At 61.0% G+C, this 23,387-nt stretch carries 19 protein-coding genes and 1 tRNA gene; 9 read left to right on the top strand and 11 right to left on the bottom strand.

From position 1 onward, the window contains the following. Positions 1 to 18 precede the first annotated feature (18 nt). The 8 genes from MTP38_RS00110 to MTP38_RS00145 form a co-directional block, all read right to left on the bottom strand. Positions 19 to 978: a hypothetical protein gene (locus tag MTP38_RS00110; protein ID WP_249233878.1), complete on the bottom strand. Its 960-nt coding sequence runs from the start codon at positions 976 to 978 to the stop codon at positions 19 to 21. Between the two features lie 7 nt (positions 979 to 985). Further along, positions 986 to 1,627 (bottom strand): rhomboid family intramembrane serine protease, encoded by a 642-nt coding sequence (locus tag MTP38_RS00115; protein ID WP_249233879.1) that lies wholly within the window; start codon positions 1,625 to 1,627, stop codon positions 986 to 988. A gap of 576 nt (positions 1,628 to 2,203) precedes the next feature. Next, positions 2,204 to 2,971, bottom strand: coding sequence for a biotin--[acetyl-CoA-carboxylase] ligase (locus MTP38_RS00120; RefSeq protein WP_249233880.1), 768 nt, complete (start codon positions 2,969 to 2,971; stop codon positions 2,204 to 2,206). Further along, positions 2,968 to 3,459: a YfcE family phosphodiesterase gene (locus tag MTP38_RS00125; RefSeq protein ID WP_227621334.1), complete on the bottom strand. Its 492-nt coding sequence runs from the start codon at positions 3,457 to 3,459 to the stop codon at positions 2,968 to 2,970. Before MTP38_RS00125 ends, MTP38_RS00120 begins: the two co-directional genes overlap by 4 nt. 23 nt (positions 3,460 to 3,482) lie before the next feature. Then, positions 3,483 to 4,334 (bottom strand): 16S rRNA (cytidine(1402)-2'-O)-methyltransferase, encoded by an 852-nt coding sequence (gene rsmI / locus MTP38_RS00130; protein ID WP_249233881.1) that lies wholly within the window; start codon positions 4,332 to 4,334, stop codon positions 3,483 to 3,485. Positions 4,335 to 4,997: 663 nt separating this feature from the next. Continuing rightward, positions 4,998 to 5,693: a tRNA1(Val) (adenine(37)-N6)-methyltransferase gene (locus MTP38_RS00135; protein WP_249233882.1), complete on the bottom strand. Its 696-nt coding sequence runs from the start codon at positions 5,691 to 5,693 to the stop codon at positions 4,998 to 5,000. Between the two features lie 134 nt (positions 5,694 to 5,827). Further along, complete coding sequence (locus MTP38_RS00140; RefSeq protein WP_158389067.1) at positions 5,828 to 5,998, bottom strand: DUF362 domain-containing protein; 171 nt, start codon at positions 5,996 to 5,998, stop codon at positions 5,828 to 5,830. Between the two features lie 290 nt (positions 5,999 to 6,288). Next, positions 6,289 to 7,230 (bottom strand): PSP1 domain-containing protein, encoded by a 942-nt coding sequence (locus MTP38_RS00145; RefSeq protein WP_227621645.1) that lies wholly within the window; start codon positions 7,228 to 7,230, stop codon positions 6,289 to 6,291. 382 nt (positions 7,231 to 7,612) lie between these two features. Here MTP38_RS00145 and MTP38_RS00150 point away from each other — a divergent pair, with 382 nt between their 5' ends. The 5 genes from MTP38_RS00150 to MTP38_RS00170 all read left to right on the top strand — a co-directional run bounded on the left by MTP38_RS00150 (position 7,613) and on the right by MTP38_RS00170 (position 17,434). Beyond that, positions 7,613 to 11,539, top strand: coding sequence for an efflux RND transporter permease subunit (locus MTP38_RS00150; protein WP_249233883.1), 3,927 nt, complete (start codon positions 7,613 to 7,615; stop codon positions 11,537 to 11,539). Positions 11,540 to 11,970: 431 nt separating this feature from the next. Continuing rightward, positions 11,971 to 13,044: an aldose epimerase family protein gene (locus MTP38_RS00155; RefSeq protein ID WP_227621643.1), complete on the top strand. Its 1,074-nt coding sequence runs from the start codon at positions 11,971 to 11,973 to the stop codon at positions 13,042 to 13,044. A 252-nt stretch (positions 13,045 to 13,296) separates the two neighbouring features. Next, the gene (galE, locus tag MTP38_RS00160) at positions 13,297 to 14,322 is read left to right on the top strand and encodes a UDP-glucose 4-epimerase GalE (protein ID WP_227621642.1); all 1,026 of its coding nucleotides are present in this window, start codon (positions 13,297 to 13,299) and stop codon (positions 14,320 to 14,322) included. A gap of 211 nt (positions 14,323 to 14,533) precedes the next feature. Continuing rightward, positions 14,534 to 16,873 carry a ferrous iron transport protein B gene (gene feoB, locus MTP38_RS00165; protein WP_249233884.1) on the top strand — a complete coding sequence of 780 codons (2,340 nt, stop codon included), beginning with the start codon at positions 14,534 to 14,536 and terminating at the stop codon, positions 16,871 to 16,873. A 123-nt stretch (positions 16,874 to 16,996) separates the two neighbouring features. Beyond that, positions 16,997 to 17,434, top strand: coding sequence for a MarR family winged helix-turn-helix transcriptional regulator (locus MTP38_RS00170; protein WP_227621640.1), 438 nt, complete (start codon positions 16,997 to 16,999; stop codon positions 17,432 to 17,434). Between the two features lie 101 nt (positions 17,435 to 17,535). Here MTP38_RS00170 and MTP38_RS00175 read toward each other — a convergent pair whose 3' ends face one another. Next, on the bottom strand, positions 17,536 to 18,357 hold the full coding sequence (locus tag MTP38_RS00175) for a DUF4097 family beta strand repeat-containing protein (RefSeq protein WP_249233885.1): 822 nt from the start codon (positions 18,355 to 18,357) through the stop codon (positions 17,536 to 17,538). Positions 18,358 to 18,390: 33 nt separating this feature from the next. Here MTP38_RS00175 and MTP38_RS00180 point away from each other — a divergent pair, with 33 nt between their 5' ends. Then, positions 18,391 to 18,591, top strand: a complete 201-nt coding sequence (locus tag MTP38_RS00180; protein WP_249233886.1) for a hypothetical protein — start codon at positions 18,391 to 18,393, stop codon at positions 18,589 to 18,591. On the opposite strand, the gene tig is transcribed toward MTP38_RS00180, so the two are convergent. Further along, positions 18,560 to 19,855: a trigger factor gene (tig, locus tag MTP38_RS00185; protein ID WP_227621638.1), complete on the bottom strand. Its 1,296-nt coding sequence runs from the start codon at positions 19,853 to 19,855 to the stop codon at positions 18,560 to 18,562. The genes MTP38_RS00180 and tig overlap by 32 nt on opposite strands. Before the next feature lie 198 nt (positions 19,856 to 20,053). Between tig and sdaAB the strand changes: the two genes are divergently transcribed. The 3 genes from sdaAB to MTP38_RS00200 all read left to right on the top strand — a co-directional run bounded on the left by sdaAB (position 20,054) and on the right by MTP38_RS00200 (position 21,822). Next, the gene (gene sdaAB, locus MTP38_RS00190; protein WP_227621637.1) at positions 20,054 to 20,737 is read left to right on the top strand and encodes an L-serine ammonia-lyase, iron-sulfur-dependent subunit beta; all 684 of its coding nucleotides are present in this window, start codon (positions 20,054 to 20,056) and stop codon (positions 20,735 to 20,737) included. Positions 20,738 to 20,740: 3 nt separating this feature from the next. Further along, a complete protein-coding gene (sdaAA, locus tag MTP38_RS00195; RefSeq protein ID WP_249233887.1) occupies positions 20,741 to 21,616 on the top strand; it encodes an L-serine ammonia-lyase, iron-sulfur-dependent, subunit alpha in 876 nt (291 codons plus the stop codon). A 129-nt stretch (positions 21,617 to 21,745) separates the two neighbouring features. After that, positions 21,746 to 21,822 (top strand) — tRNA-Arg (locus MTP38_RS00200). A gap of 153 nt (positions 21,823 to 21,975) precedes the next feature. On the opposite strand, the gene MTP38_RS00205 is transcribed toward MTP38_RS00200, so the two are convergent. Next, the gene (locus tag MTP38_RS00205; protein WP_097773062.1) at positions 21,976 to 23,376 is read right to left on the bottom strand and encodes a site-specific integrase; all 1,401 of its coding nucleotides are present in this window, start codon (positions 23,374 to 23,376) and stop codon (positions 21,976 to 21,978) included. Positions 23,377 to 23,387: the final 11 nt, after the last annotated feature.

Here is a 23,387-nt window from a genome sequence, read left to right on the forward strand (position 1 = left end):
GATGCTCCCCCTGATTCATTATCCCAGCTTCGCCGCCAGCACAGAAAGCACGATCTTCGGATTCACCTGCGCCCCCAGCCGCTGGATGGCGGCATCGGCCAGCGAGAGGGCGCGGCGGGCGGCATCGCCCGTCAAGGGCGCACCGACGCAGCCCCGCAGTCCGGCGGCAGCCACAGCCCGGAAATCGCCCAGCAGCGCGGCGGCTGCGGCCTTGTCCTTCTCGTACCCTGCCAGCAGAACGGCGGCCGCGTAGCTGTCCTGCGCCGCCGCAGCCTTCGCCAGCGTCAGGGCCTTTTCCACCTGTTCCCGGCGGGCGTCGTCCTGTGCCGCCGCGAGTACGGTGCCGATGTGGCCGTCGAACAGCTGGCTGTAAAGCTGGGCCTGCTTTTTGTCCACACCCTGCCCGATGCACCACTTGGCGCACTCCTCGGGGCTGACCGGGGCCACAGCAAAGCTGACGCAGCGGCTACGGATGGTGGGCAGGACACCAGCCAGCGAGTCCGCGGTCAAGAGGAACAGCACTCCCTCAGGCGGCTCTTCCATCACCTTCAGAAGGGCGTTGGCAGACTCCTCGTTCATCCGCTCCACATGATAGAGCAGGACGGCGCGGCCTTCGGCAGAGAGGCTGGTGTTGAAGATCTCAGTGCGCATGGCCTTGACCTGACTGACGAGATACCGCCCGCCTGTGCCCATGCCAGTGACGGAGATGGCCTCCCGCACGATGCCCGTTTCCACCCTACCGCTGCTGCGGTCGCCGGCCTTGCCTACGGCACGACAGCATTCGCCCCGCAGAAGGGCCTCAGCGGGCGCGCCGCCCGCAGGGTAAAGATAGTCTGCTGCCACGCAGCGGGCCGCGTAGCCCGCGCCTAAGCCCGTCTCACCCACCAAGAGCACACTGTGGGTCAGGCGGCGGCTCTCCAGCATCAGGCGGACGCTGTCTTTGAGGGCGGCGTTGCCCGCAAGGCGGTCGATCATCATGAGCGGCTCACCTCCGGTTCTTTCGCTTCCACTGCTCCCGGCGGATCCACGCCCGGACGCTGCGCAGGGCCTGCGGCCCGAAGAAGAGTGCGAAGCCCAGCATACTCAGCAGATAGCTCACCTTATACAGCCACCCGGCGGTAAGGAAGCTGAACAGCCACATGGCGGCAGCAAAGAGGCCGAAGTACTTCACCTTCACCGGGAAGACGAAGAACAAAAGCACCTGCACCTCGGGGTAGAGCATGGCGAAAGCCAGCAGCAGGGACAGCGACAGACAGTAGGTATCGGCGGGGATGCCGGTGACGAGACAGCCCAGCGCCGTGCCCGCCATCCCCAGCAGGAAGTAGAGGTTGAAGCGGAAATCGCCCCACTCCTTTTCCAGCGCAGAGCCGATGAACCATGTGAAGTAGATGCCCAGAATGACGCTCAGCGGCCCGCCCCCCGAGAACGGGATGAAGACAAAGGTGATGAGACGCCACACCTGCCCCATCAGCAGCAGGCCCCGGCTCAGGCCGAGGTAGGATGAGACAAATTGATTTACGAACAGCTCGATGGCGTAGACCAGGATCTGTCCGCCTACGATGAGGGAGATGAGATTCGGGATGCAAAAGCGGCCATATTTCCGCTCAAGGCGGGAGATCCAGTTCATAGACAGACGCCTCCGTGAAAATAAATTTTGCGGCCCATGTCCGGGGCCATATCCTGCCTTTCATTGTATCATGTTTGCCCGGTCCATTCAAGAAAATCCGTGGGAACAGCGGTGTTCCATTTTCATCCGCAGATGGGAGAAGTATCCCGTCTGGAATCATCTTTTAACTTTTTCCACCGGGTTTTCCACTGATTTTGTGAAAAAGAAGCCGGTTTTCCCACAGTGTTTTCCACTTTTTCCACTGAGTTTTCCACAGAAAATCGAGCATCGGGTTATACACGATGTATTCAAGAGCGGGAAATGAGGGAAAAACTGGGGAGAAAAGGGGGCGAAGCACCTTTTTTCCAAAAGAAAGTCGAGGTCAAAAATTTATTTTCGGAGGCATTTCGCACCCGGGAGGAAAACGGCTCTCCCCTCTGGAATTTTTGGCCCCGGAGTTTTCCACAAGCATGCCCCGGCAAAACGGCTCTGTGGAAAACTGTGGGGAGACCCGAGGCCTCCGCATCCTTCGCGGGGAAAACAAAATGCGCCCCCGGGGCCGGACGGCCCGCAGAGGCGCAGGGGGTGCAGAAAAATTTATACAGCTCCATAGATGCCGTGGACGGAGACTTCGCCGGTAAAGACCCTCTCCTCGCCGCTGTCGGTGCGGACGATGAGCTGGCCGTCGGCGTCCACGTCGATGGCCGTGCCGCTGCCCAGCTCCCCGCCCGGCAGGTCGAAGGTGACGTGACGGCCCAGATTGATGCAGGCGGCCTTATACTCCTCCCGGAACGGCGCGAAGCCCTCCCGTGCGAAGGTGTAGAGGGGGCGGTCGAAGCCGAAATCGGTCAGTGCCTCGGCCAGCCACTGGGGGTCGGCGTCGAGGTCTACCGCTGCACCCTGCAGCTCCAGCGAGGTGCCGTTGGGCAGGTCGGCGGCGTCGAAATAGTTCTGGGGCTGGGCCAGATTGATGCCGATGCCGCAGACGATGCCCCGCCCCTGCATCTGGTAGCCGTAGCTCACGCTCTCGCAGAGGATGCCCACGATCTTCTTGCCGTTCAGCAGCAGGTCGTTGGGCCATTTGATCTGGCAGTCCACGCCGTAGCGCCGGGCCAGCTGCTCACGGACAGCGAGGCTGGCCAGCAGCGGCAGGGTGGCAGGCTGGGCCAGCGGCTCCCGGATGACTGCGGTGTAATAGAGGGCGCGGCCCTCTGCGTTTACCCAGCTGCGGCCCAGACGGCCCCGGCCTGCGGTCTGGTTGGTGGTGTACACCGCGCCCACCGGGCCGAACTCCTCGAAATGCTCTTTTGCGTAGGCGTTGGTGCTGCCGCACTCGGACAGCCAGCGCACCTCATTGATGCTCATGCCTTGGGTACCTCTTTGTGCTCGTGGCCCACCACCTTGCCGTCGGCAAGGGTCAGGATGCCGTAGGTGTTGGGGCCGGTGTAGCACCGGCCGCAGGAGCCGGGATTGAACAGGAACACATCGCCCCGCTGCTCGGCCACCGGGACGTGGGTGTGGCCGAAGAGGGCGACGTTCGCGCCCCGGGCCGCTGCGGCGTCGGATAGCGTGTCGAGGTCGTATTTCACTCCGTACATATGGCCGTGGGTGTAGAAGACGACCACCCCATCAAAGGCCGCAAGCCCGTCCAGCGGTTCCAGTGCACCAAAATCGCAGTTTCCGGCCACGGCGTAGGCCCGGAGCCGGGGGTAAAGGGTCAGCGTCTGCTCGAGGTCGCGCAGGCCGTCGCCCAGAAAGATCAGGGCGTCGATGTGGTCGGCCTCGGCCTTCAGGATGTGCTCGAGGGCCAGACGGTTGCTGTGGCTGTCGCTCAGGATCAGAAGTTTCGTCACGGGAAAAGGTTCCTCCTCAAATTTTATTCGGGGTCGCGCTGCTGCAAGGTCAGCAGTACTTTATATACTTCACTCTTGGAGTAGGGGGTGCCCTGCGCTGCGGCCTTGGCGGCGGCAGTGGGGCCGAAGCCCTGCCCGGTCAGCTCAAGCGCCCGCTGGGCGGCCTGCTCAAGGGTCAGTTCGGCTTCCGGCTCTGCAGAGACCGGCGCGCCGGCCATGACCAGCACATATTCGCCCCGCGGCTCGCTGGCGGCATAGTGGGTCTGTGCCTCGCCGAGGGTGGTCTTCCAGATCTCTTCGTGGAGCTTGGTCAGCTCGCGGCAGAGGGTGATGCTCCGCTCCGGGCCGAAGGCGTTTGCGAGGTCATCCAGCGTCGTGCGCAGTTTGTGGGGGGCTTCGTAGAAGATGACGGTGCGCTTTTCGCCCAACAGCTCGGCCAGACGCTCCTTTTTCTGCTTCCGGTTCACGGGCAGGAAGCCCTCGAACACCCAGCGGGAGGTGTCCTGTCCCGAGACGGCCAGCGCCGTCACACAGGCAGATGCCGCTGGAACAGGCACGACCTTGATGCCCCGGGCCAGCGCGTCCCGCACGATGACCTCGCCCGGGTCGGAGACGCAGGGCATACCGGCGTCGGAGCAGAGGGCGCAGCTCTCGCCCGCCTCGATGCGGCGCAGGATGCCTTCGCCCTTCTGCAATGCGTGTTCGTAGTAGCTTACCATCGGCTTTTTCAGGCCCAGATAGTTCAGCAGCCGCATGGTCACGCGGGTGTCCTCGGCGGCCACGAAGTCCGCCGCGCCAAAAGTGGCAGCGACGCGGGGCGGCATATCATCAAGGTTGCCGATGGGGGTTGCGACGATATAAAGAGTACCGGCCATGATGGACCTCCATTTTTACGATAAGACGATGTTTGGTTGGTTGTCGCGCTTGTGGCGCGGGGGTAGAGCGCGATTACGCGAGGCTAAGTTCTCTTTTGCGTGCCAAAAGAGAACCAGAAAAGCACCCGCTACTTTCGAGGCGCGGGAGGCACGAGAAAGGGGCTGCTCGCCCCTTTCAGACCCCAAAGGAGTTGTCGAAACGGAAAAAAGCTAGCCGCTGCGCTAAACGCTTTTTTCTCGTTTCTCCGACTTGCTGCTTCGCAGCTGGTGTTACGTTTTTGCAGGGCGTGAAGTTCAGCGACGACGTGAAATCATCGGCGGAGCCGTAAATAGGAGAAGCACAAAAAATGCGTTTAGCGCAGCGGCTAGCATTTTTGGGCTTCGACTTCTTCTTTAGGTTTGTTAAGGGCGAGCAGCCCTTAACTCGTTGCGGGGAGAGTGGAGTCCAGAGGTAGGGAGGGGGGAGTCGAAACACCCCTCCCTACCTCTGGCCCGCGCGGAGCGCAAGCCACTTGACCGAAAGAAAAAACTTAATCCGCGCTACCAGCGCGAGAACCATTTCTGGTTCTCTTTTGGCACGCAAAAGAGAACATTAGCCTTAATGAAAAAGCGCTCTAAACCCGCGCCACCAGCGCGCGAACTCACCTGACAGAAAACTCAGCTTTACCGTTTCACCGCTGGCGCAGCGGAACCATACATCGCCGCGCCAGCGGTGATGAGCACATCCGGCTCAATGCGCAGACCGGTGCGGCGGTTCTTCTGGGCCTCCACGAGGAAGAGCCACGGTGCGGCGTCGGGCCGGTTTTTTACGAAAGCCAGCCGCTTCGGCTCGAGACGGTGTGCCCGCAGCACCGCCAGCACCTCGGCCAGCCGCTCGGGCCGGTGGCAGAGCGCAAGCCTGCCGCCGTCCTTCAGCAGACGGAAGCCGCAGGCGCAGACGTCCTCGAGGGTGCAGTCCGTCTCGTGGCGGGCCGTAGCCCGGCCTGCCTTGGCGCTCTGGGGCCCGGCGGCAAAATAGGGCGGGTTGCAGGCGCAGACGTCGAACTGCCCCTCTCCCTCCCGGAAAGAGCGCAGGTCGGCGAGGTGCGGCGTGATGTGGCCGATGCCCTGCTCTGCGACGGCCTGCTGCAAGAGCGCACTGGCCTCGGGCTGCAGCTCGACGGCGGCGCAGGGGCCGCGATGCCCCCGGTCGTGCCACTCGAGGCTGACGATGCCGCAGCCCGAACACAGGTCTGCCGCCGTCTGGCTGCGCTTTGGCTCACAGAAGCGGGCCAGCAAAAGCGCATCTGAGCCGAACCGGTGGACGGCAGAGCAGTATACTTCTGTTTTATTATACAAAATCTCGGTGGAATGTTCCATATGCCCGGCTGAAATCCTCCGACAAAATATTCTGTCCCAAAAGATGAAAAATTTATGCAACAAAGAAAAGCAGCAGACCCGTACAACAGGTCTGCTGCTTTTGATGCGTTATTCGCGCGGCTGTCTGCTAAAAATTATTCAGCAGTGATAGCGCCGGTGGGGCAAGCGCCCTCGCAAGCACCGCAATCGATGCAAGCGTCTGCGTTCACGACTGCAACGCCATTCTCAACAGCAACTGCACCAACGGGGCAAGCGCCCTCGCAAGCGCCGCAGCCAACACATGCGTCAGAAACCTTGTGTGCCATAATAGAACTCTCCTTTATCTCCCCGTGCTCAGTATTTATGAAGAAACCTGCCTCTGCACGGCTCTGGCAGACCCCTCGGAAATCATATCCTTGACTGCATTCTAGCAAAGCCGTTTCAAAAAGGCAAGACTAACCGCACCCGCCCAAAAGCAAATCTTTGTTTTTTGTTGGGTTGCACAAAAGCATGGGCTAACTTTTGGAGAAATTTGAAGAGGATATTTGGCGAAAATCACGAAGTATAGTTAGTTTTAACAGACTAACCTCTCAAAGACTCTGCCAGCACTGCCCTCTTATTTCTTTTCTTTTCGGCCGCAGCCGGGGCAGGACGGCGCGCCGTCGGCGCTGGCCGCAGCCACCACGGGGGCGGGGTCGCGCACGCCGGAATAATCGTCATCCGGGTCGGGGCGGCGGGGGGCGCGCTTGCCGCCGGAGACATACTCACAGACGCTCACCTTGTAGTACCGGGGCGCGAAAGCCTCGGTGCCGCAGCGCACCCGCAGGTAGCCGGAGATGGGGTTGACCTCCAGCACGGTGCCGAGGCCGTCCGGGGTGCGGACAGTGCTGCCCACCATGGGCATGATGCTGTTCAGGTACTCGTAGGCGTTCTCCTCGTAGGCCAGACAGCACATCAGACGGCCGCAGGCGCCGCTGATCTTGGTGGGGTTGAGGGAGAGGCCCTGCTCCTTCGCCATCTTGATGGAGACGGGCTGGAAATCCTTCAAAAAGCGGCTGCAGCAGAAGGGCTGGCCGCAGATGCCGAGGCCGCCGATCATCTTGCTCTCGTCGCGCACGCCGATCTGGCGCAGCTCGATGCGGGTGTGGAAGATGCCGGCCAGATCCTTGACCAGCTCGCGGAAGTCCACACGGCCGTCGGCGGTGAAATAGAACATGATCTTGGAGCGGTCGAGGGTGTATTCGGCCTCCACCAGCTTCATTTCCAGCCCGTGGCGGGCGATGCACTCCTGACAGGTGCGGTAGGCGCGCTTCTCGTCCTCCCGGTTCTGGCGCATCCGGCGGACATCCACGCTGTCGGCCATCCGGGTGATGGGCTTGAGGGCCTTGGGCACGGCGGAGTCGGCGATCTCCTTCACGCCCTGCACCACCTCGCCGCACTCCACGCCCCGGGCCGTCTCGACGATGACGTAATCGCCGGTCTGGATGGGGGTGTCTGCGGGGTCAAAATAATAGGTCTTGCCGTTGTCCTTGAAACGGACGGATATAACTTTTTTCATAGCATTCCTCTTTGGGGTCGTATCTGACACGGATAAGCCCGGAAAAATGGGCTGCCAGCAGTCTGTATTTTCGCTCCACAGCCCGCTTTGGGCGGGACTGTGGCTGAAATTGCGATAAAATTCCATTCTGCATTCTAGTATAACATAATCCGGCCCGCATTTCCACGAAATAGAGCAAGAAAACAGCCGGAATCTTCCCAGCAGCCTCCGGGATAAAGATAGATTAAGGAAAGTTTTGTTAAAGATTGGCTTTGCCACTATTGCAAGAGGGGCGGCCTCGTGTATAATAGGAATGATAAGAAGAACTCAGGGGGCTGCCGTGTCTGCGGCCAGTCCCTTGCCGCGAGGCTGCGGCATAGAAAAGAGAAATGGATAGGAAATCATGGAAAAATTCAGCGTCAAAAAGCCATTCACCATCCTTGTCGCGGTCATTATGGTCCTGCTGCTGGGCTTCGTGTCCATCACGAGCTTGCAGACGAACCTTCTGCCCGACATCAGCACGCCCTACCTCATGGTGGTCACAGTCTACCCGGGCGCCAGCCCCGAGCGCGTGGAGTCGGAAGTCTCCGACGTGATGGAAAACGCGCTGGGCACTGTGTCCGGCGTCGAGAACATCACCGCGACCTCGGCGGAGAACTACAGCCTCCTGCTCATGAAGTTTGCCGAGGGCACCGACATGAACAGCGCGATGGTCAAGACCTCGAATAAGGTGGATCAGACCGCGTCCAGCCTGCCCAGCACCTGCCTGACCCCATCCATCATCGAGTACAGCCTGAACATGAACGCTTTTATGACGGTGGCAGTCAGCCGGGAGGGCAGCGACGTCTACGACCTGTCGGACTTTGTGAATAACACCCTCTCGCCCTATGTGGGCCGTACCAGCGGCGTGTCCAGCGTTTCGGCCAACGGCCTCATCGAAAAGATGGTGCAGGTGCAGCTGAATCAGGACAAGATCGACGCGATCAACACCCGCCTGCTGGAACTCATCGACACCCAGCTGGCCGACGCCCGCGCCCAGCTCGATGACGCCGAGGCCCAGATCGCCGCGGGCCGTGCCGAGTACGAACGGCAGCTGAAAAACTTCGGCAACACGGTCTCCGACACCGTCATGGCCCAGATGGGCACCGAGGTGGCCGACGCCGTCACTGTCGTGCGCGATCAGGCGCAGGCCCTGCTCAACAGCGTCAACCAGCTCATCGGCGTGGTCAATGAGCCGGAGATCCAGCAGGCCCTCATCGATGTCCGTGACGGCCTGCAGCGGGTCGTGGACCAGTTCAACCAGACCGGTATGCGGGACATCGACTCCCTTATCGAGATCGTGGGCGAGCTGCGCGACATCACCGATAAGCTCACCGCAGCCCTGCAGGAGCTGCAGGGCCGTCTGGGCACCAGCGACGGCAGCGTCTCCGACCTTGCCGACGAGCTGGAGGTGTCCAGCAGCCTGAGCACCATCTACAATACGCTGGATCAGGTCATCAAGGCCATGGACAATGTACCCGGCCTGATGAACCAGTTCTCGGTCGCTCTGGGTACCTATTCCAGCCAGCAGCTCAGCGCCTATATGCAGTTCACCGAGGCCCGGGAGAAGCTGAAGGACTATGAGAACCAGCTGGAAGATGCAAAGCGGCTCTACGAGGACACCAAGGAAAAGGCCTTGGCCAGCGCCGATGTGGCAAAGCAGCTGGACATCAAGACCCTCGCCCAGCTCATCTACGCCCAGAACTTCTCGATGCCTGCCGGTTACGTCGCCGACAAGGACGGCCAGTCGTGGCTGCTGAAGGTCGGTGAGGAGTACGACAGCGTCTCGGACATCGAGGGCGCTCTTCTGCTCCACGTCGAGGGCTTCGGCGATGTCCGCCTCTCCGACGTGGCCGATGTGGCCGTCATCGACAACTCTGAGGCCAGCTACACCCGCCTGAACGGCGAGCGGGCCGTGGTGCTGAAAATTTTCCGCAACGCCACCTCCAGCGCCAGCAGCGTCTCGGACGGCTGCCTGAACGCCTTCAAGGAGATGCAGGCCCAGTATCCCGACCTGCACGTCGTCGTCCTGTCCAATCAGGGCAACTACATCACCATCATCGTCAACAGCATCATCAGCAGTATGCTGGTGGGCGCTGCGCTGGCCATTATCGTGCTGGCCATCTTCCTCAAGGACATCAAGCCCACCCTCGTGGTCGGCGTCAGCATCCCGCTGTCCGTCCTGTTCGCCGTCGTGCTGATGTACTTCACCGGCCTCGACATGAACATCATGACGCTGGCGGGCCTGTCGCTGGGCGTCGGTATGCTGGTGGACAACTCGGTGGTCGTCATCGAGAACATCTACCGTCTGCGTAGCCGGGGCGTGCCGGCGGCCCGCGCCGCCGTACAGGGCGCCCGTCAGGTGAGTATGTCGGTGGTGGCTTCCACCCTCACCTCGGTCTGCGTCTTCCTGCCTGTGGTGTTCTCCTCCGGCACGGTGCGCAGCCTGCTGGAACCCATGTCCTTGTGCATCGGCTACTGCCTGATGGCCTCCCTCATCGTGGCCGTCACGGTCGTGCCTGCTGCTGCCTCTACAGTTCTGAAAAAGGCCGAGCCGAAGCGGCTGGTCTGGTTCGAGAAGATCCAGGATAAATACGCCCACAGCCTCGAGTGGTGCTTACAGCACCGCGCCCTGCCGCTGGTGGCGGCGGTCGTGCTGCTGGCCTTCTGCGGCTGGAAGGTCTTCTCCATGGGCGTCGTCCTCCTGCCGGAGATTTCCAGCAATGAGGCCACCATCGCCCTCTCCACCGACGACGATCTGACCAAGGAAGAGTCCTACGGCGTGGCCGGACAGGTCGTGGAGGCCGTCATGGCCGTGGACGGCGTGGAAGAGGTGGGCGTCACCACTGACACCACTGTGGCCGGCATCGACATCGGCCAGCTGGGCCTGCCCAGCGCCATCACCGACCTGCTGAGCGCCGCCAACAGCTACGGCAGCTATCAGTTCAACGTCATGCTGGACGAGTCTCTCTCCTCCACCCAGATCGCCGCTGCGGAGCAGGCCCTGAACGATGCGGTGGCCAGCGTCGAAAAGTGCACCGGCACCGTCGAGATCAGCGGAATGCAGGATCTCACCAGCCAGCTCAGCAGCGGCCTCTCCGTCAAGATCTACGGCCCCGACGCCGAGACCATCACCGCACTGAGCGACAAGGTCGTCCAGATGGTCAACGACACCGAGGGCTTTGCCAACGCGGGCACCGGCCTCGGTCAGGGCGATGCGACCATCAATCTGGACATCGACCGTGACAAGGTCCGCGCCTACGGCCTGACCGTCGCGCAGGTCTATCAGCAGATCGCCGCCAAGCTCACCACCACCACCACGGCGGAGACCCCCGTCACCGTGGACGGCTCCACCATGAAGGTCCAGATCAGTGACAACCTTGACCCTGTGACCAAGGAAAACATGATGGACATCACCTTTACCACCAGCGTGATGGACGCCACCGGCACCATCACCACCGGCACCTGCACGCTGGGCGACATCGCCAGCTGGTCCACCGGCACCGCCCCCGACTCCATCACCAGCGAGAACCAGACCCGCTACATCACGGTGTCTGCCGACACGCTGGACGGCTACAACACCACCGTCCAGTCCCGCGTGCTCCAGAAGAAACTGGACGCCTTCGCCCTCTCCGACGAGATGCCCGAGGGCTGCTCCTTCTCGCTGGGCGGCGAGTCCTCCACCGTCAACCTGATGGTCGAGGAGATGGTGCAGTGGATGGCGCTGGCCCTCCCCTTCGTCTATCTGGTCATGGTGGCGCAGTTCCAGAGCCTGCTGTCCCCCTTCATCGTCCTGTTCACGGTGCCGCTGGCCTTCACCGGCGGCCTGCTGGGTATGCTGCTCACCGGCCAGCAGCTGACCATGATCTCCCTGATGGGCTTCATCGTCCTGATGGGCACCGTCGTCAACAACGGCATCGTCTTCGTGGACTACGCCAACCAGCTGCGTCTGGGCGGCATGGAGCGCCGTGCGGCCCTCGTCGCCACCGGCAAGACCCGTATGCGCCCCATCCTGATGACGACGCTGACGACGGTTCTGGCCATGCTGCAGATGGTGTTCAGCAACGACATGGCGAGCCAGCTCATGAGCGGCATGGCCATCGTCATCATCTGCGGCCTGAGCTATGCCACCCTGATGACCCTGTACATCGTGCCCCTCCTCTACGACATCCTCTTCAAGAAGCCGCCGCTGGTGGTCGATGTGGGTGACGACGGGATGGACGACATCCCCGACGATGCCGCCGAGTATATCGCGCAGGCGAATGCTGGCAAGGCACAGACGGAGGCATGACTTCATATCGTTGTGCGAAAGAGACTGCCGTGATGCGGCGGTCTCTTTTTTGTGGTGGGGCGAAAGCCTCTCCCTTTGGGAGAGGTGTCTCCGAAGGAGACAGAGAGGGCAAGCCCGGCACGACAGAGCCGTTATGCTGCGATAAGCTGGCCCTTTGTCAGAGAAAAATGAGCGCAGGGGCTGGTGTCCCCGGATAGCGGCCTTGCCCTCTCAGGCGCTGACGCGCCAGCTCTCCCTTTGGGAGAGCCTTTTTGGGCGGAAACTGTCTGTCGTCCTCGTACAATATGCCCAAAAAATCTCTCGAAAATTTGGAAGTTGAATCTAAAAGCAATCGCACACAAGGTTCGAAAACTGTGCTATAATCATAATTATGGACAAGGCTGGGGCGGAGCTGCCCCGGGCCAGAAAATAACAACAAGGAGGCGAGCCTTATGGCACAGTTTCGCTCCAAGCCTTTCGGTGTGACCAAAAACGGCGATAAGGTGGATGAGTACATCATCTCCAATCCCGGCGGACTTGAGATCAGTGTGCTGAACTACGGCTGTGTGATCAAAAATCTTTTCGTCCCCACCAAGACGGGCCTTGTGGATGTGGTCGTCGGGCACGACACCCTCGCCGACTATGAGGCAGATTTCAACTCGTCCGGCAGCACCTGCTGCGGTGCGTTCGTGGGCCGGTACGCCAACCGCATCGAGAACGCGGAATTTGCCCTCGGCGGCAAGACCTACAAGCTGGAAGCCAACAACGGCAGAAATCACCTGCACGGCACCTTCCCCCGGAAGATCTACGATGTGAAGATGTTCGGCGATACGCTCCTGATGGAGACCGAAAGCCCGGCGGGTGAGGATGGTTTCCCGGGGAATCTGAAGGTCAGCGTGCGGTACATCCTCACCCCGGACAACACTCTGCGGATGGACTACCGTGTCTCCAGCGATGCGGATACCATCATCAACCTGACGAACCACACCTATTTCAACCTCGACGGCGGCGGCAATGTGCTGGGCCAGAAGCTCCGCATCTATGCCTCCAACTACCTCGAGGGCAACAACGAGACCTGCCCCACGGGCCGCATCCTGCCTGTGGCCGGTACGCCGATGGATTTCCGCGCAGGCAAGCCGCTGGGCCGCGACCTCGACACCGGGTTCTATCAGACCACCATGGCGGGCGGCGGCTTCGACCACTGCTATGTCCTTGACCGGCCCCGGGGCGCGAGCCAGAGCCTCTGCGCGTGGGCGTCCAGCGACAAGACCGGCATCAGCATGAAGATGTACACCACCCAGCCGGGCATCCAGCTCTACACCGGCAACTTCCTGCAGAACTGCCCCTCCCCCGGCAAGGGCGGCGTCCCGATGGAAAAATACGGCGGCTTCGCCCTCGAGACCCAGCACTTCCCCTGCAGCCCCTCCCACCCGGAGTTCCCCTCCACGGTGCTGCGGGCGGGCAAGGTCTTCCGCGTCAACACCACCCTCCGCTTCTTCACCGGCCGTCAGTGCGGCCGTCTCTAAGCAAATATCAGCCGCAGCAAAGGGCAGCTCCTTTTATGGAACTGCCTTTTGCTGCTTTTTTGCGTCTCCTCTCCATGCGTCCCGGGACAAAAATCGTTGCAGTTCATCAGACGGGAGAAAAAGATGCAACAAGAATACATCTTCATAAAAGAGCCGGTACTTGATTCTCTGCGCAAAAAGCGGTATCCTTTAAGCAGACGGGACGCAGAGGCCCCGCGCAGAGCAACATTTGTGATAAAAGAGGTATAGGACATGGCTATTTTGGTTTCCGGCGGCGCAGGCTACATCGGCAGCCACACCTGCATCGAGCTTCTGAATGCAGGCTACGATGTCGTTGTGGCGGACAATTACTATAACGCATCCCCCGTGGTCCTCGACCGGGTCAAGCAGATCACCGGCAAGGATTTCCGCTTCTATCAGGCCGACATGACCAAGCACGAGGATGTGGAGAAAATCTTCGCCGAGTGCCCCGACATCACGGCCGTCATCCAGTTCGCAGCCTATAAGGCTGTGGGCGAGAGCGTCTCCAAGCCCATCGAATACTACTACAACAACCTCAACTGCACGCTGGTCATTCTGGACGTGATGCGTCGGCACAACTGCCACAATTTCGTGTTCAGCTCTTCTGCCACCGTCTACGGCGACCCCGCCAGCGTGCCCATCACCGAGGACTTCCCGGTCGGCGCCACCACCAACCCCTACGGCACCACCAAGGCGATGACGGAGCGCATCCTCACCGATGTCTGCAAGGCCGACCCCACCCTGAACGTGGCTCTGCTGCGCTACTTCAACCCCATCGGTGCCCACAAGTCCGGCCTCATCGGCGAGGACCCCAACGGCATCCCCAACAACCTCATGCCCTACATCGCCAAGGTGGCCGTCGGCAAGCTGGAGAAGGTCCATGTCTTCGGCAACGACTACCCCACCCCCGACGGCACCGGCGTCCGCGACTACATCCATGTCGTTGACCTCGCCCGCGGCCATGTCTGCGCCATCAAGAAGCTGGAGACGAACTGCGGCCTCTTCATCTGCAACCTCGGCACTGGCAAGGGCTACAGCGTGCTGGACGTCATCCACGCATTCGAGAAGGCCTGCGGCAAGACCATCCCCTACGTCATCGAGGCCCGCCGCCCCGGCGACATCGCAGAGTGCTACGCCGACCCCACCAAGGCCAAGAACGAGCTGGGCTGGGTGGCCGAGTACGGCATCGAGGAGATGTGCGCCGACAGCTGGAACTGGCAGAAGAAGAACCCTGACGGCTACCACACCGCAAACTGAATAAAAAACGATAAGAGCCTGTACGGCGGGAGCTTCCCGGGTACAGGCTCTTATTTTTTGCACTTTTTCTGATATTCGAGGAAGGAGACATTATTTTTTCAGAGAGCAGTTCAGAACAGCCCCGTTTCTCTTGACAATGCCGGAAAGTTAGCCTATATTACTATTGTTAATGCAAACTAACAAACAAACGCGCTCGAGAGGAGCATTCCATATGACGTTGAAAGATTTGAACATCGGCGAGACCGCCGTGGTCGGGACCGTGGGCGGCGAAGGCGCTCTGCGGCAGCATTTTCTGGATATGGGGCTGATCCCCGGTGAGAAAGTCACGCTGGTCAAATTTGCCCCGATGGGCGACCCGATGGAGCTGAGCATCCACGGCTATGAGCTGACCCTCCGGCTGGACGATGCCGCCCGCATCGGGGTCACTCTGGCCAAAGCCCCGGCGGCGAAAAAGGCGGAGGCAGAAAGTGAAAAGCCGGTGGAGCACCCGGGCCTCGGCGAAGGCGGACGCTACCACACCAAAAAGGGCGAGAACCCTCTGCCCGACGGCACGACCCTTACCTTTGCACTGGCGGGCAACCAGAACTGCGGCAAGACGACCCTCTTCAACCAGCTCACCGGCTCCAACCAGCACGTTGGCAATTTCCCGGGCGTGACGGTGGACCGCAAGAGCGGTGCGATCCGGAACAACCCGAATACGGAGGTCACAGACCTGCCCGGCATCTACTCCATGTCGCCCTATACCAGCGAGGAGATCGTGACCCGGCAGTTCATCATCGGTGAGAAGCCCACGGGCATCATCAATATCGTGGACGCCACCAATATCGAGCGGAATCTGTATCTCACCATGCAGCTCATGGAGCTGGATACGCCGATGGTGCTGGCGCTGAACATGATGGACGAGATGCGCGGCAACGGTGGCACCGTCCGCATCAATAAGATGGAGGCCATGCTGGGCATCCCGGTCGTGCCCATCTCTGCGGCAAAGAACGAGGGCGTGGACGAGCTGGTGGATCACGCGCTCCACGTCGCAAAGTATCAGGAGCGGCCGGGCCGGATGGATTTCTGCGGCGAGGAGGATCACGGCGGCGCAGTCCACCGCTGCATCCACGGCATCATCCACCTGATCGAGGATCACGCCAAGGCCGCAGGCATCCCGGTGCGCTTTGCGGCCACAAAGCTCGTGGAGGGCGACCAGCGCATCGAAGCGGCCCTGAAGCTCGACCAGAACGAAAAAGAGATGATCGAGCACATCATCGTCCAGATGGAGCAGGAGCGGGGTCTGGACCGCGCCGCCGCCATCGCGGATATGCGGTTCCACTTCATCCACCAGCTGGTGGAGCAGACCGTCGTGAAGCCCCGCCAGAGCAAGGAGCAGCTCCGCTCGGCCCGGATCGACCAGTTCCTCACGGGCCGCTATACCGCTATCCCGGCCTTTGTGGGCATCATGGCGCTGGTGTTCTACCTCACCTTCGGCGTCATTGGTCTGGCGCTCCAGAACCTGCTGGAAGCGGGCATTGATGCCTTGACCGCCGCGATGGACTCCACCCTCACGGCGTGGAACGTCAACGCAGCCGTCCACTCGCTGGTCATCGACGGCATCTTCACCGGTGTGGGCAGTGTGTTGAGCTTCCTGCCCATCATCGTGACCCTGTTCTTCTTCCTCTCTCTGCTGGAGGATACCGGATACATGGCCCGCGTGGCATTCGTGATGGATAAGCTTCTCCGGCGCATCGGCCTCTCGGGGCGCAGCATCGTGCCGATGCTCATCGGCTTCGGCTGCACCGTCCCCGGCGTCATGGCCAGTCGCACCCTGCCCTCGGAGCGCGACCGCAAAATGACCATCCTGCTCACCCCCTTTATGAGCTGCTCGGCTAAGCTGCCCATCTACAGCCTGTTCGCGGCGGCCTTCTTCCCGGAGCACGCGGCTCTGGTGATGGTAAGCCTCTATTTCCTCGGCATTGCGGTGGGCATCCTGATGGCCATCCTACTGAAGGGCACCGTCTTTAAGGGCGAGGCCGTCCCCTTTGTGATGGAGCTGCCCAACTACCGCCTGCCCGGCCTCAAGAATGTGGTCCAGCTGCTCTGGGAAAAGGCCCGTGATTTCCTCCAGCGCGCCTTTACGGTCATCTTTGCGGCGACCATCATCATCTGGTTCCTGCAGAGCTTCGACCTGCGGCTCAGCCTCACCACTGACCCGCAGCAGAGCATCCTTGCGTGGCTGGCCAGCGGCATCGCACCGCTGTTTGCGCCGCTGGGCTTTGCCGACTGGCGGGTATCCACGGCTCTTATCACCGGCTTCATGGCCAAGGAGAGCGTCGTTTCGACCCTCACCATCCTCTATGGCTCCTCTGCGGCCTTTGCCGCCGCGCTGTCCCCGGCGGCGGCTGCGCCCCTGCTGGTGTTCTGCCTGCTCTATACGCCCTGCATCGCGGCGGTGGCCTCGGTCAAGCGGGAGCTGGGCGGCAAGTGGGCGTTTATCATGGTGGCAAATCAGTGCATCGTAGCATGGCTGGCGGCCTTCGGCACGCGGCTCATCATGATGCTGTAAAGAAAACGGAAACAGGGAGCGGCCTTGCGCGGGCCGCTCCTTTTTTCTTGACATTCCGGCGGTGCTGTGCTATCATTACTTCAAATTTGAATGATACAATTTTGAATCACAAGGAGGCACCCCATGAACACCCCGGGCATCGAATTCGGGCGAAAGACCGCAGCGGCCTACGCTGCCCTCTGCAAACCCCTGTGCCAGAAGCTGCACCTGACCCAGACGGCCTTTGACATTCTGATGTTCCTCGCCAATAACCCCGGCTACCAGACCGCCAGCGACGTGGTGGAGATGCGGAAGCTGAAGGCTAACCTCGTCTCAGTGAACGTAGACCGTCTGGTGCAGGAGGGCTATCTTGTCCGCGAGGCCGACCCTGCTGACCGCCGCCGCACCCTGCTGCGCTGCACCGAAAAGGCACAGCCCATCATTGTGCGGGGCCGCGCTTTGCAGGAGGAGTTCGGCCAGAAGCTGCTCGAGAATACCACCGAGGCCCAGCGGAAAGCCTTCTGCGAGACGATGGACATTATGAACAAAAATCTGGATGCAATTTTGGAGAGAGATACATGAGTGTTTTATCCTCGGCGTGGTGGTCATGGGCTTCAACGCCCTTGCCGGGTAAAAAAGAAATGCCTGTGCGGCATCTGCTGCACAGGCATTTTTTGATTGATTTAGCGGACAAACTCCACATCCACGTCGCCGTTCTGGGTGGCGAGGCTCAGCTTCTGGGGCGCGCCGGCATTCTGCTGCAGAGCGTCCTTGCCGCTGAGAAGGAAATTGCGGTCGTTGGAGTCGGAGACCCGGATCCTGCCGCCTCCGGCGGTGAGGTCAAAGCCGTAAGCGCTGCTGTCGCCCACCACTGAGCCGGTGATGCTGCCGTTCTGGACCTTGGCATTGCAGACATTGGCGGAGATGTTCTCCAGCTTGAGGGTGCCGCTGTTCTGGATGGTAGCGGCCACGTTCTGGGAGGTGACGCCGCTCAGGGTGATCTTGCCGTTGCGGGTGGTGCCGCTCAGGGAGATGCCGTTGAAGTTCGTCACCTCGATGCGGCCATTATCGGTGGTCAGAGCGGCCGTCTGGGCCGAAACGCCGTCCAGCGTGATGTTGTCGTTCGTCGTGCTGACGGTGAGGCTGGCCAGCGTCTGGCGGGGCACCTGAAGCGTCAGGGTGCAGGCGCGGGTGTCGGTGCTCTTGATGGTAAGGGAGGCGTTCGGCTCCCGGGTCTTGGTCACGGTGAGGGTGCTGCCCGCCACCGAGAAGTCGTAGAGCTTGGAGCTTTCGAACGCATAGCTCGAGGTGTAGGTGTAGTCGGCGTGGATGTGGTCGGTGTCTGCGGCCTGCAGCACGACGGCGGCGCTGCTGTCCTGCACCACGATGGTGCTGATGCCGGCCGGTGCGTCATAGCCGACGCTGTAGGTGGACACAGCTGCAGCGCCGCAGAGCAGCGCCGCCGCTGTGGCGGCTGTCAAAAGAGCGAGAAGAAACTTTTTCATAAGGAAAACCTCCTGTCGCAAAGAGAAGACCGGATGAGGGGGATCGCCCCGCAAAATTTTTATATTATCCGCCCGGGACCCGGCTGTGCCCGGACAAACTTTTTCACCTTAAAAATACCGCAGCTTTGGGAAAAAGTCAAGAGTCAAAAAATGAACAACAAAAAACGCCTGCACGGCGGTGCAGGCGCAAAGGACAGAAAAATTATTTTTCCTCAATGGTGGAGTGCTCGATGACGTAATCGGCAGCGCGGCGGATGCCCTCGTTGCGGCGCATGGCCTCCACGTTGGTAGCGGCCTTGATCTCCTCGAGGGTCTTTTTGGTGCGCTCGGCACGCTCGGAGAGGGTCTTGTCGATCTCCTCCTCGGTGGGCAGGAGGCCCTCGCTCTGGGCCACCTGCAGCAGGGCCATCCGGGCGCGGGTGTTCTTCTCGGCAACGGCGCGGACGGCGGCGGTAAAGCTCTCGCGGGTCTGGTGGACCTGACTGAGATAGCGGTCGAGGCTCAGGCGCTGCATCTGCAGCTGCTGCTGGAACCGCTCCATCTCCTGCTGGTAGGCCGTCTCCACGAGGACGCTGGGCAGCTCGCCCTCAGCGGCGGAGGCCAGCTGGGTGAGGATGGCGTCCTTGGCGCGGTTGAGGGCGCTGGCGTGCTTGCCGTCGTGGAGCTGCTGACGGATCTGGGCGCGGAACTCGTCCATCGTGTCCACATTGCCGGCCTTCTTGGCAAAATCGCTGTTCAGGGCGGGCAGCTGACGGACGCAGACGTCGTGCAGCTTGATCTTAAAGACCACGGGCTTGCCGGCGAGGTCGCTGACGTGGTAGCGTGCCGGGAAGGTGACGAAGATGTCGAACTCCTCGCCGCCCTTGTGGCCGAGGATGCCCTCCTCGAAGCCGGGGATCATCCGGCCGCTGCCCAGCTGCAGAGTCTGGTTCTGGGCGGTGCCGCCGTTGAACGGCTTGCCCTCCAGCAGGCCCTCGTAGTCGATGTGGACGATGTTGCCCTTGACGGCAGGACCCTTGTGGGGCACCAGCTCGGCAGAGACGGCACGGCGGCGCTCCAGCACGGCGTCGATCTCCTTGTCGGTGACTTCCGGAGTGACGCACTCGGCCTTGAAGCCGGTGGTCTGGGTCAGCTTCAGCTCGGGCTGCAGGGCGGTGGTAGCGGTGGCCACGAAGCCCTCATCCTTCTTCACGCTGACCAGATCGTACACCGGCTCGTCCACTGCGTGGAAGCCGTGTTCTGCCATCGCTGCGTCGTACAGCGCCGGGACGTCCTTGTCCATCAGGTCGTTGATGGCGTCATACCAGAAGGTGTGCTCGCCGCGGTCGGCCTCGATCTGGGCGCGGTCAGCCTCACCCTTGGCAAAGCCTTTGATGGTGTACGTTGCGCGGGTGCGCTCGTACACGGCGTTGGACGCAGCTTCCAGCTCCTCAGCCGAAGCGCTGAAAGTCATTTTGCAGACACTCTTTTCGGGAGTTTCCACGCTTACCAGTTTCATAGGTTCTACCCTCCGTGCTGCCCCCTGAAAGGGCAAATTCAAAGCATTATGAAGTTATTATAGCACAACAAGCTCAAAAGCGGTATAATAAAAAGAAAGAAAATCTGTTCTTTTGTCAGCTGAGGCAGCCCGGGGCGGGTCTGCGGGGCAGAAAACAAGGCCCGGAACGCTGCAAAACGGAAGGAAGTGTACAATCTCATGCGTCTTTTCGACGTTCTCGGGCCGGTGATGATCGGCCCCTCCTCCAGCCATACGGCGGGCGCGGCCCGCATCGGCTACACGGCCCAGAAGCTGCTGGGCGACATCCCCGCAGAGGCGGACATCGGACTTTATGGCAGTTTTGCCACCACGGGCCGGGGCCACGGCACCGACCGCGCACTGGTGGCGGGCCTGTTGGGCCTCCGCCCGGACGACCCCCGCCTGCCGGACAGCTTTGCACTGGCCGAGGAGGCCGGGATGAAGTTCACCATCCATCCGGTGGAGCTGCGCGCCGCCCACCCCAATACAGCTGTCCTTACCTTAAAGAGCAGGACGGGCCGCACCCTCACCCTGAAAGCGGCCTCCGTGGGCGGCGGGCGTATCCGCGTCACCGAGATCGACGGCGTGCCCGCCGACTTCGGCGGTGACAGCAACACCCTCATCATCCACAACGAGGACACCCCCGGATGCATCGCCGAAGTCACCATGTCGCTGGCCCAGCGGCGCATCAACATCGCGTCCATGCAGGTGTTCCGCGCCGCGACGGGCGGCTACGCCGTCATGGTGCTGGAGTGTGACTCCCATATCCCCCATGTGCTGGAACAGCAGATGGCCGTGATGCCGGGCATCCGCAAGGTCACCTGCCTGAACATCGACGAGCCGGAAGAATCTGAGGAGGGCTGAGACGTGTCGTTTTTATCCTGTGAAGAGATGCTGGCTGCAGCCAGCAGCCAGAAGATCTCCCTGTCGGAGGCCATCCTGCGCAGCGACCTGGCCGAAAGCCGCCTCACCGAGGCCCACAGCCGGGAGATGATGCATCATCTGTGGCAGGTGATGCAGGCCACCAGCCGGGACTACGACCCCGCCCAGCGCAGCCGCAGCGGCCTTTCGGGCGGCGACGCGGCCAAGGTGGAGCAGGCGCACCAAGAGGGCAGGAGCTTCGGCGGCGATTACCTCGCCGCTGTGACGGCGGAGGCCCTCAAGACCGCCGAGTGCAACGCCTGCATGAAGCGGATCGTCGCGGCCCCCACGGCGGGCAGCTGCGGCGTTCTGCCCGCCGTCCTGCTGCCGCTGGCCCGCAGCGGCGAGGCGGACGAGGAAGCCATCTGCGACGCCCTCTATGTAGCCGCCGGCTTTGGGCAGGTCATCGCGGCCCGCGCCACGCTGGCGGGCGCGGAGGGCGGCTGTCAGGCCGAGGTGGGCGCTGCCAGCGCGATGGCCGCTGCCGCGCTCTGCCACCTCAAAGGCGGTGCGCCCGAGCAGTGCGCCGCCGCTGCCGCAATGGCACTGGGCAACCTGCTGGGCCTCGTCTGCGACCCCGTGGCCGGCCTCGTGGAAGTGCCCTGCATCAAGCGGAATGTGGTCGGTGCAGTGAATGCGGTTTCTTGTGCCAATATGGCTCTCGCCGGGGTGGACTACGCCATCCCCTGCGACGAGGTCATCGACGCGATGGGCCGCGTGGGCAGCCTGCTCTCCCCCGACCTCCGGGAGACGGGTCAGGGCGGTCTTGCCGCCACGCCTACCGGTGTCCGAATCGCCCAGACCCTCGCAGAGCAGGGCTGATGCAGGAAAGATAAAAGAAAAGTAGATGAAAAGACGCTCTTTTTCGAGAAATCCAAAAATATTTCCGAAAAAGTGTTGACAAAACCCCGGTTCGGTGATAAAATACATCATGTTCCGAACGGAACGTATGCGTTGGTAGCTCAGCTGGATAGAGTGACTGACTACGAATCAGTAGGCCGGGGGTTCGAGTCCCTTCCATCGCACCAGAAAATGCCGTGAAATCGAAAGATTTCATGGCTTTTTTGTTTTTCTGGCAGAGGTCGCACACACTTGCACACTTTCTGCACACTTTACAAAAAAGCCATGTTATCTTTGCATTGCTCGCACAGCGTGCATTTCGCTGCACAAAAAAGAAATTTTTATGCGAAGAGCACCCGCGTCAGCTCGCGGCGTTCTTCTGCGTCCATCTGCCGGATGGCTTCAAGGATCATTTTGCCTGTGATTTTTGTTGCCGCCGGCATTTTGCTTTCCGGGGACGCCTGCGGCCCTGCTCCTGCTGTGTCCTGCCGGTAGAAGTCGGCTTCGATCTTCTTTGCCAGCTCCAACCGGGGCCTGTCCTGCGTGTGAGCGTAGGTGTCCATCAGGACGGTAGCAGTTGCATGACCTGTGTTGCCCTGCACCGATTTGAAGTCACCGCCAGACTGCAACAGCTGATAGGTGGCACTGGAGTGTCGCAGACCATGAAACACGATCTTCTCAAACTCCGGGTGCTCTGCTCGCCACTGCCGATACCACTTGGTCAGAACGTCCGGGGCAATGGGTAAGCCGTCTGGTAAGCGGAACAGCTGACCGCAGTTGCTGTACTTCTCCGGGGCGTTCTGTTCGTCCTGCTTCATCTTGTCGAGCCATGCCAGAAGTTCCTCTTTCAGCGGTTTCGTCATATACAGGACACGGTTGGACTTCTTGGTTTTGGTCTTTTTCAGAATCAGCGAGGACTTGCTCCCCTCCCGTCTGTCCGGGAAGGTGTGGTAGATCTGGCTGGGGTCGATCTTGGACAAGGCTTCTTTGTTGGCACGCTGCATTGCCTTGTTCACCGTGATAGCTCCACGACCATCGGCGGCATCGAAGGCGAGGTCTCCCGGCTGTAAGCCGAGGATCTCACCCTCTCGCAGGGAGAGAATCATGCTCAGATGCACCGCCAGATGGAGGGCGGGGTTCTCAATGGTCTGCAACGCCGCCAGCATGGTGCGCTCATCCCAGATGGTGCGTTCTTCGGTATTGATCTTGGGGGCTTCACGGGGAGTAGGCGATTTGTGAATCAGATCCCAGTCAACGGCATACGAAAAGGCGGTTTTCAAGAGCGTGTGGACTTCGTGAATGGACGTGCTGGATAACAGCCGCTTCTTCTGATTTTCCGTCAGCTCCTGCTTCTCGCCGTGAACGTACTGGCCGCAGGGGGTCTGGCTCAGGGTGGCGTAGAACTGCTCAATGTCGTAGGTGCGGAGGTCTTGCACCTTCCGCTTTCCGATATACGGCACGATGAGGTTCTGCACCATCGCCACAGATTGGGTGTAGGTCTTGGGAGACCACTTGTGTTTGCTGGACTGAATGGGAATCCACTTGTAGAGCATCTCCTCCACCGTCATTGCATCCGGCACGAGGAATGTACCATCCAGCAGTTCCTTTTCGACCGTGATCTTGCGCTCCTGCGCTTCGGCCTTGGTCTTGAAGGTCTCCCAGCCCTTGCAGGGCTTGCCATTGTGGTCTTTGTAGTTGTATCGGACAGAATACGTGTTGCCACGTTTCATAATAGATGCCATAGATATTCCCT

Source organism: Faecalibacterium sp. I3-3-89 (genome assembly GCF_023347275.1).
Lineage (GTDB): Bacteria > Bacillota > Clostridia > Oscillospirales > Ruminococcaceae > Faecalibacterium > Faecalibacterium butyricigenerans.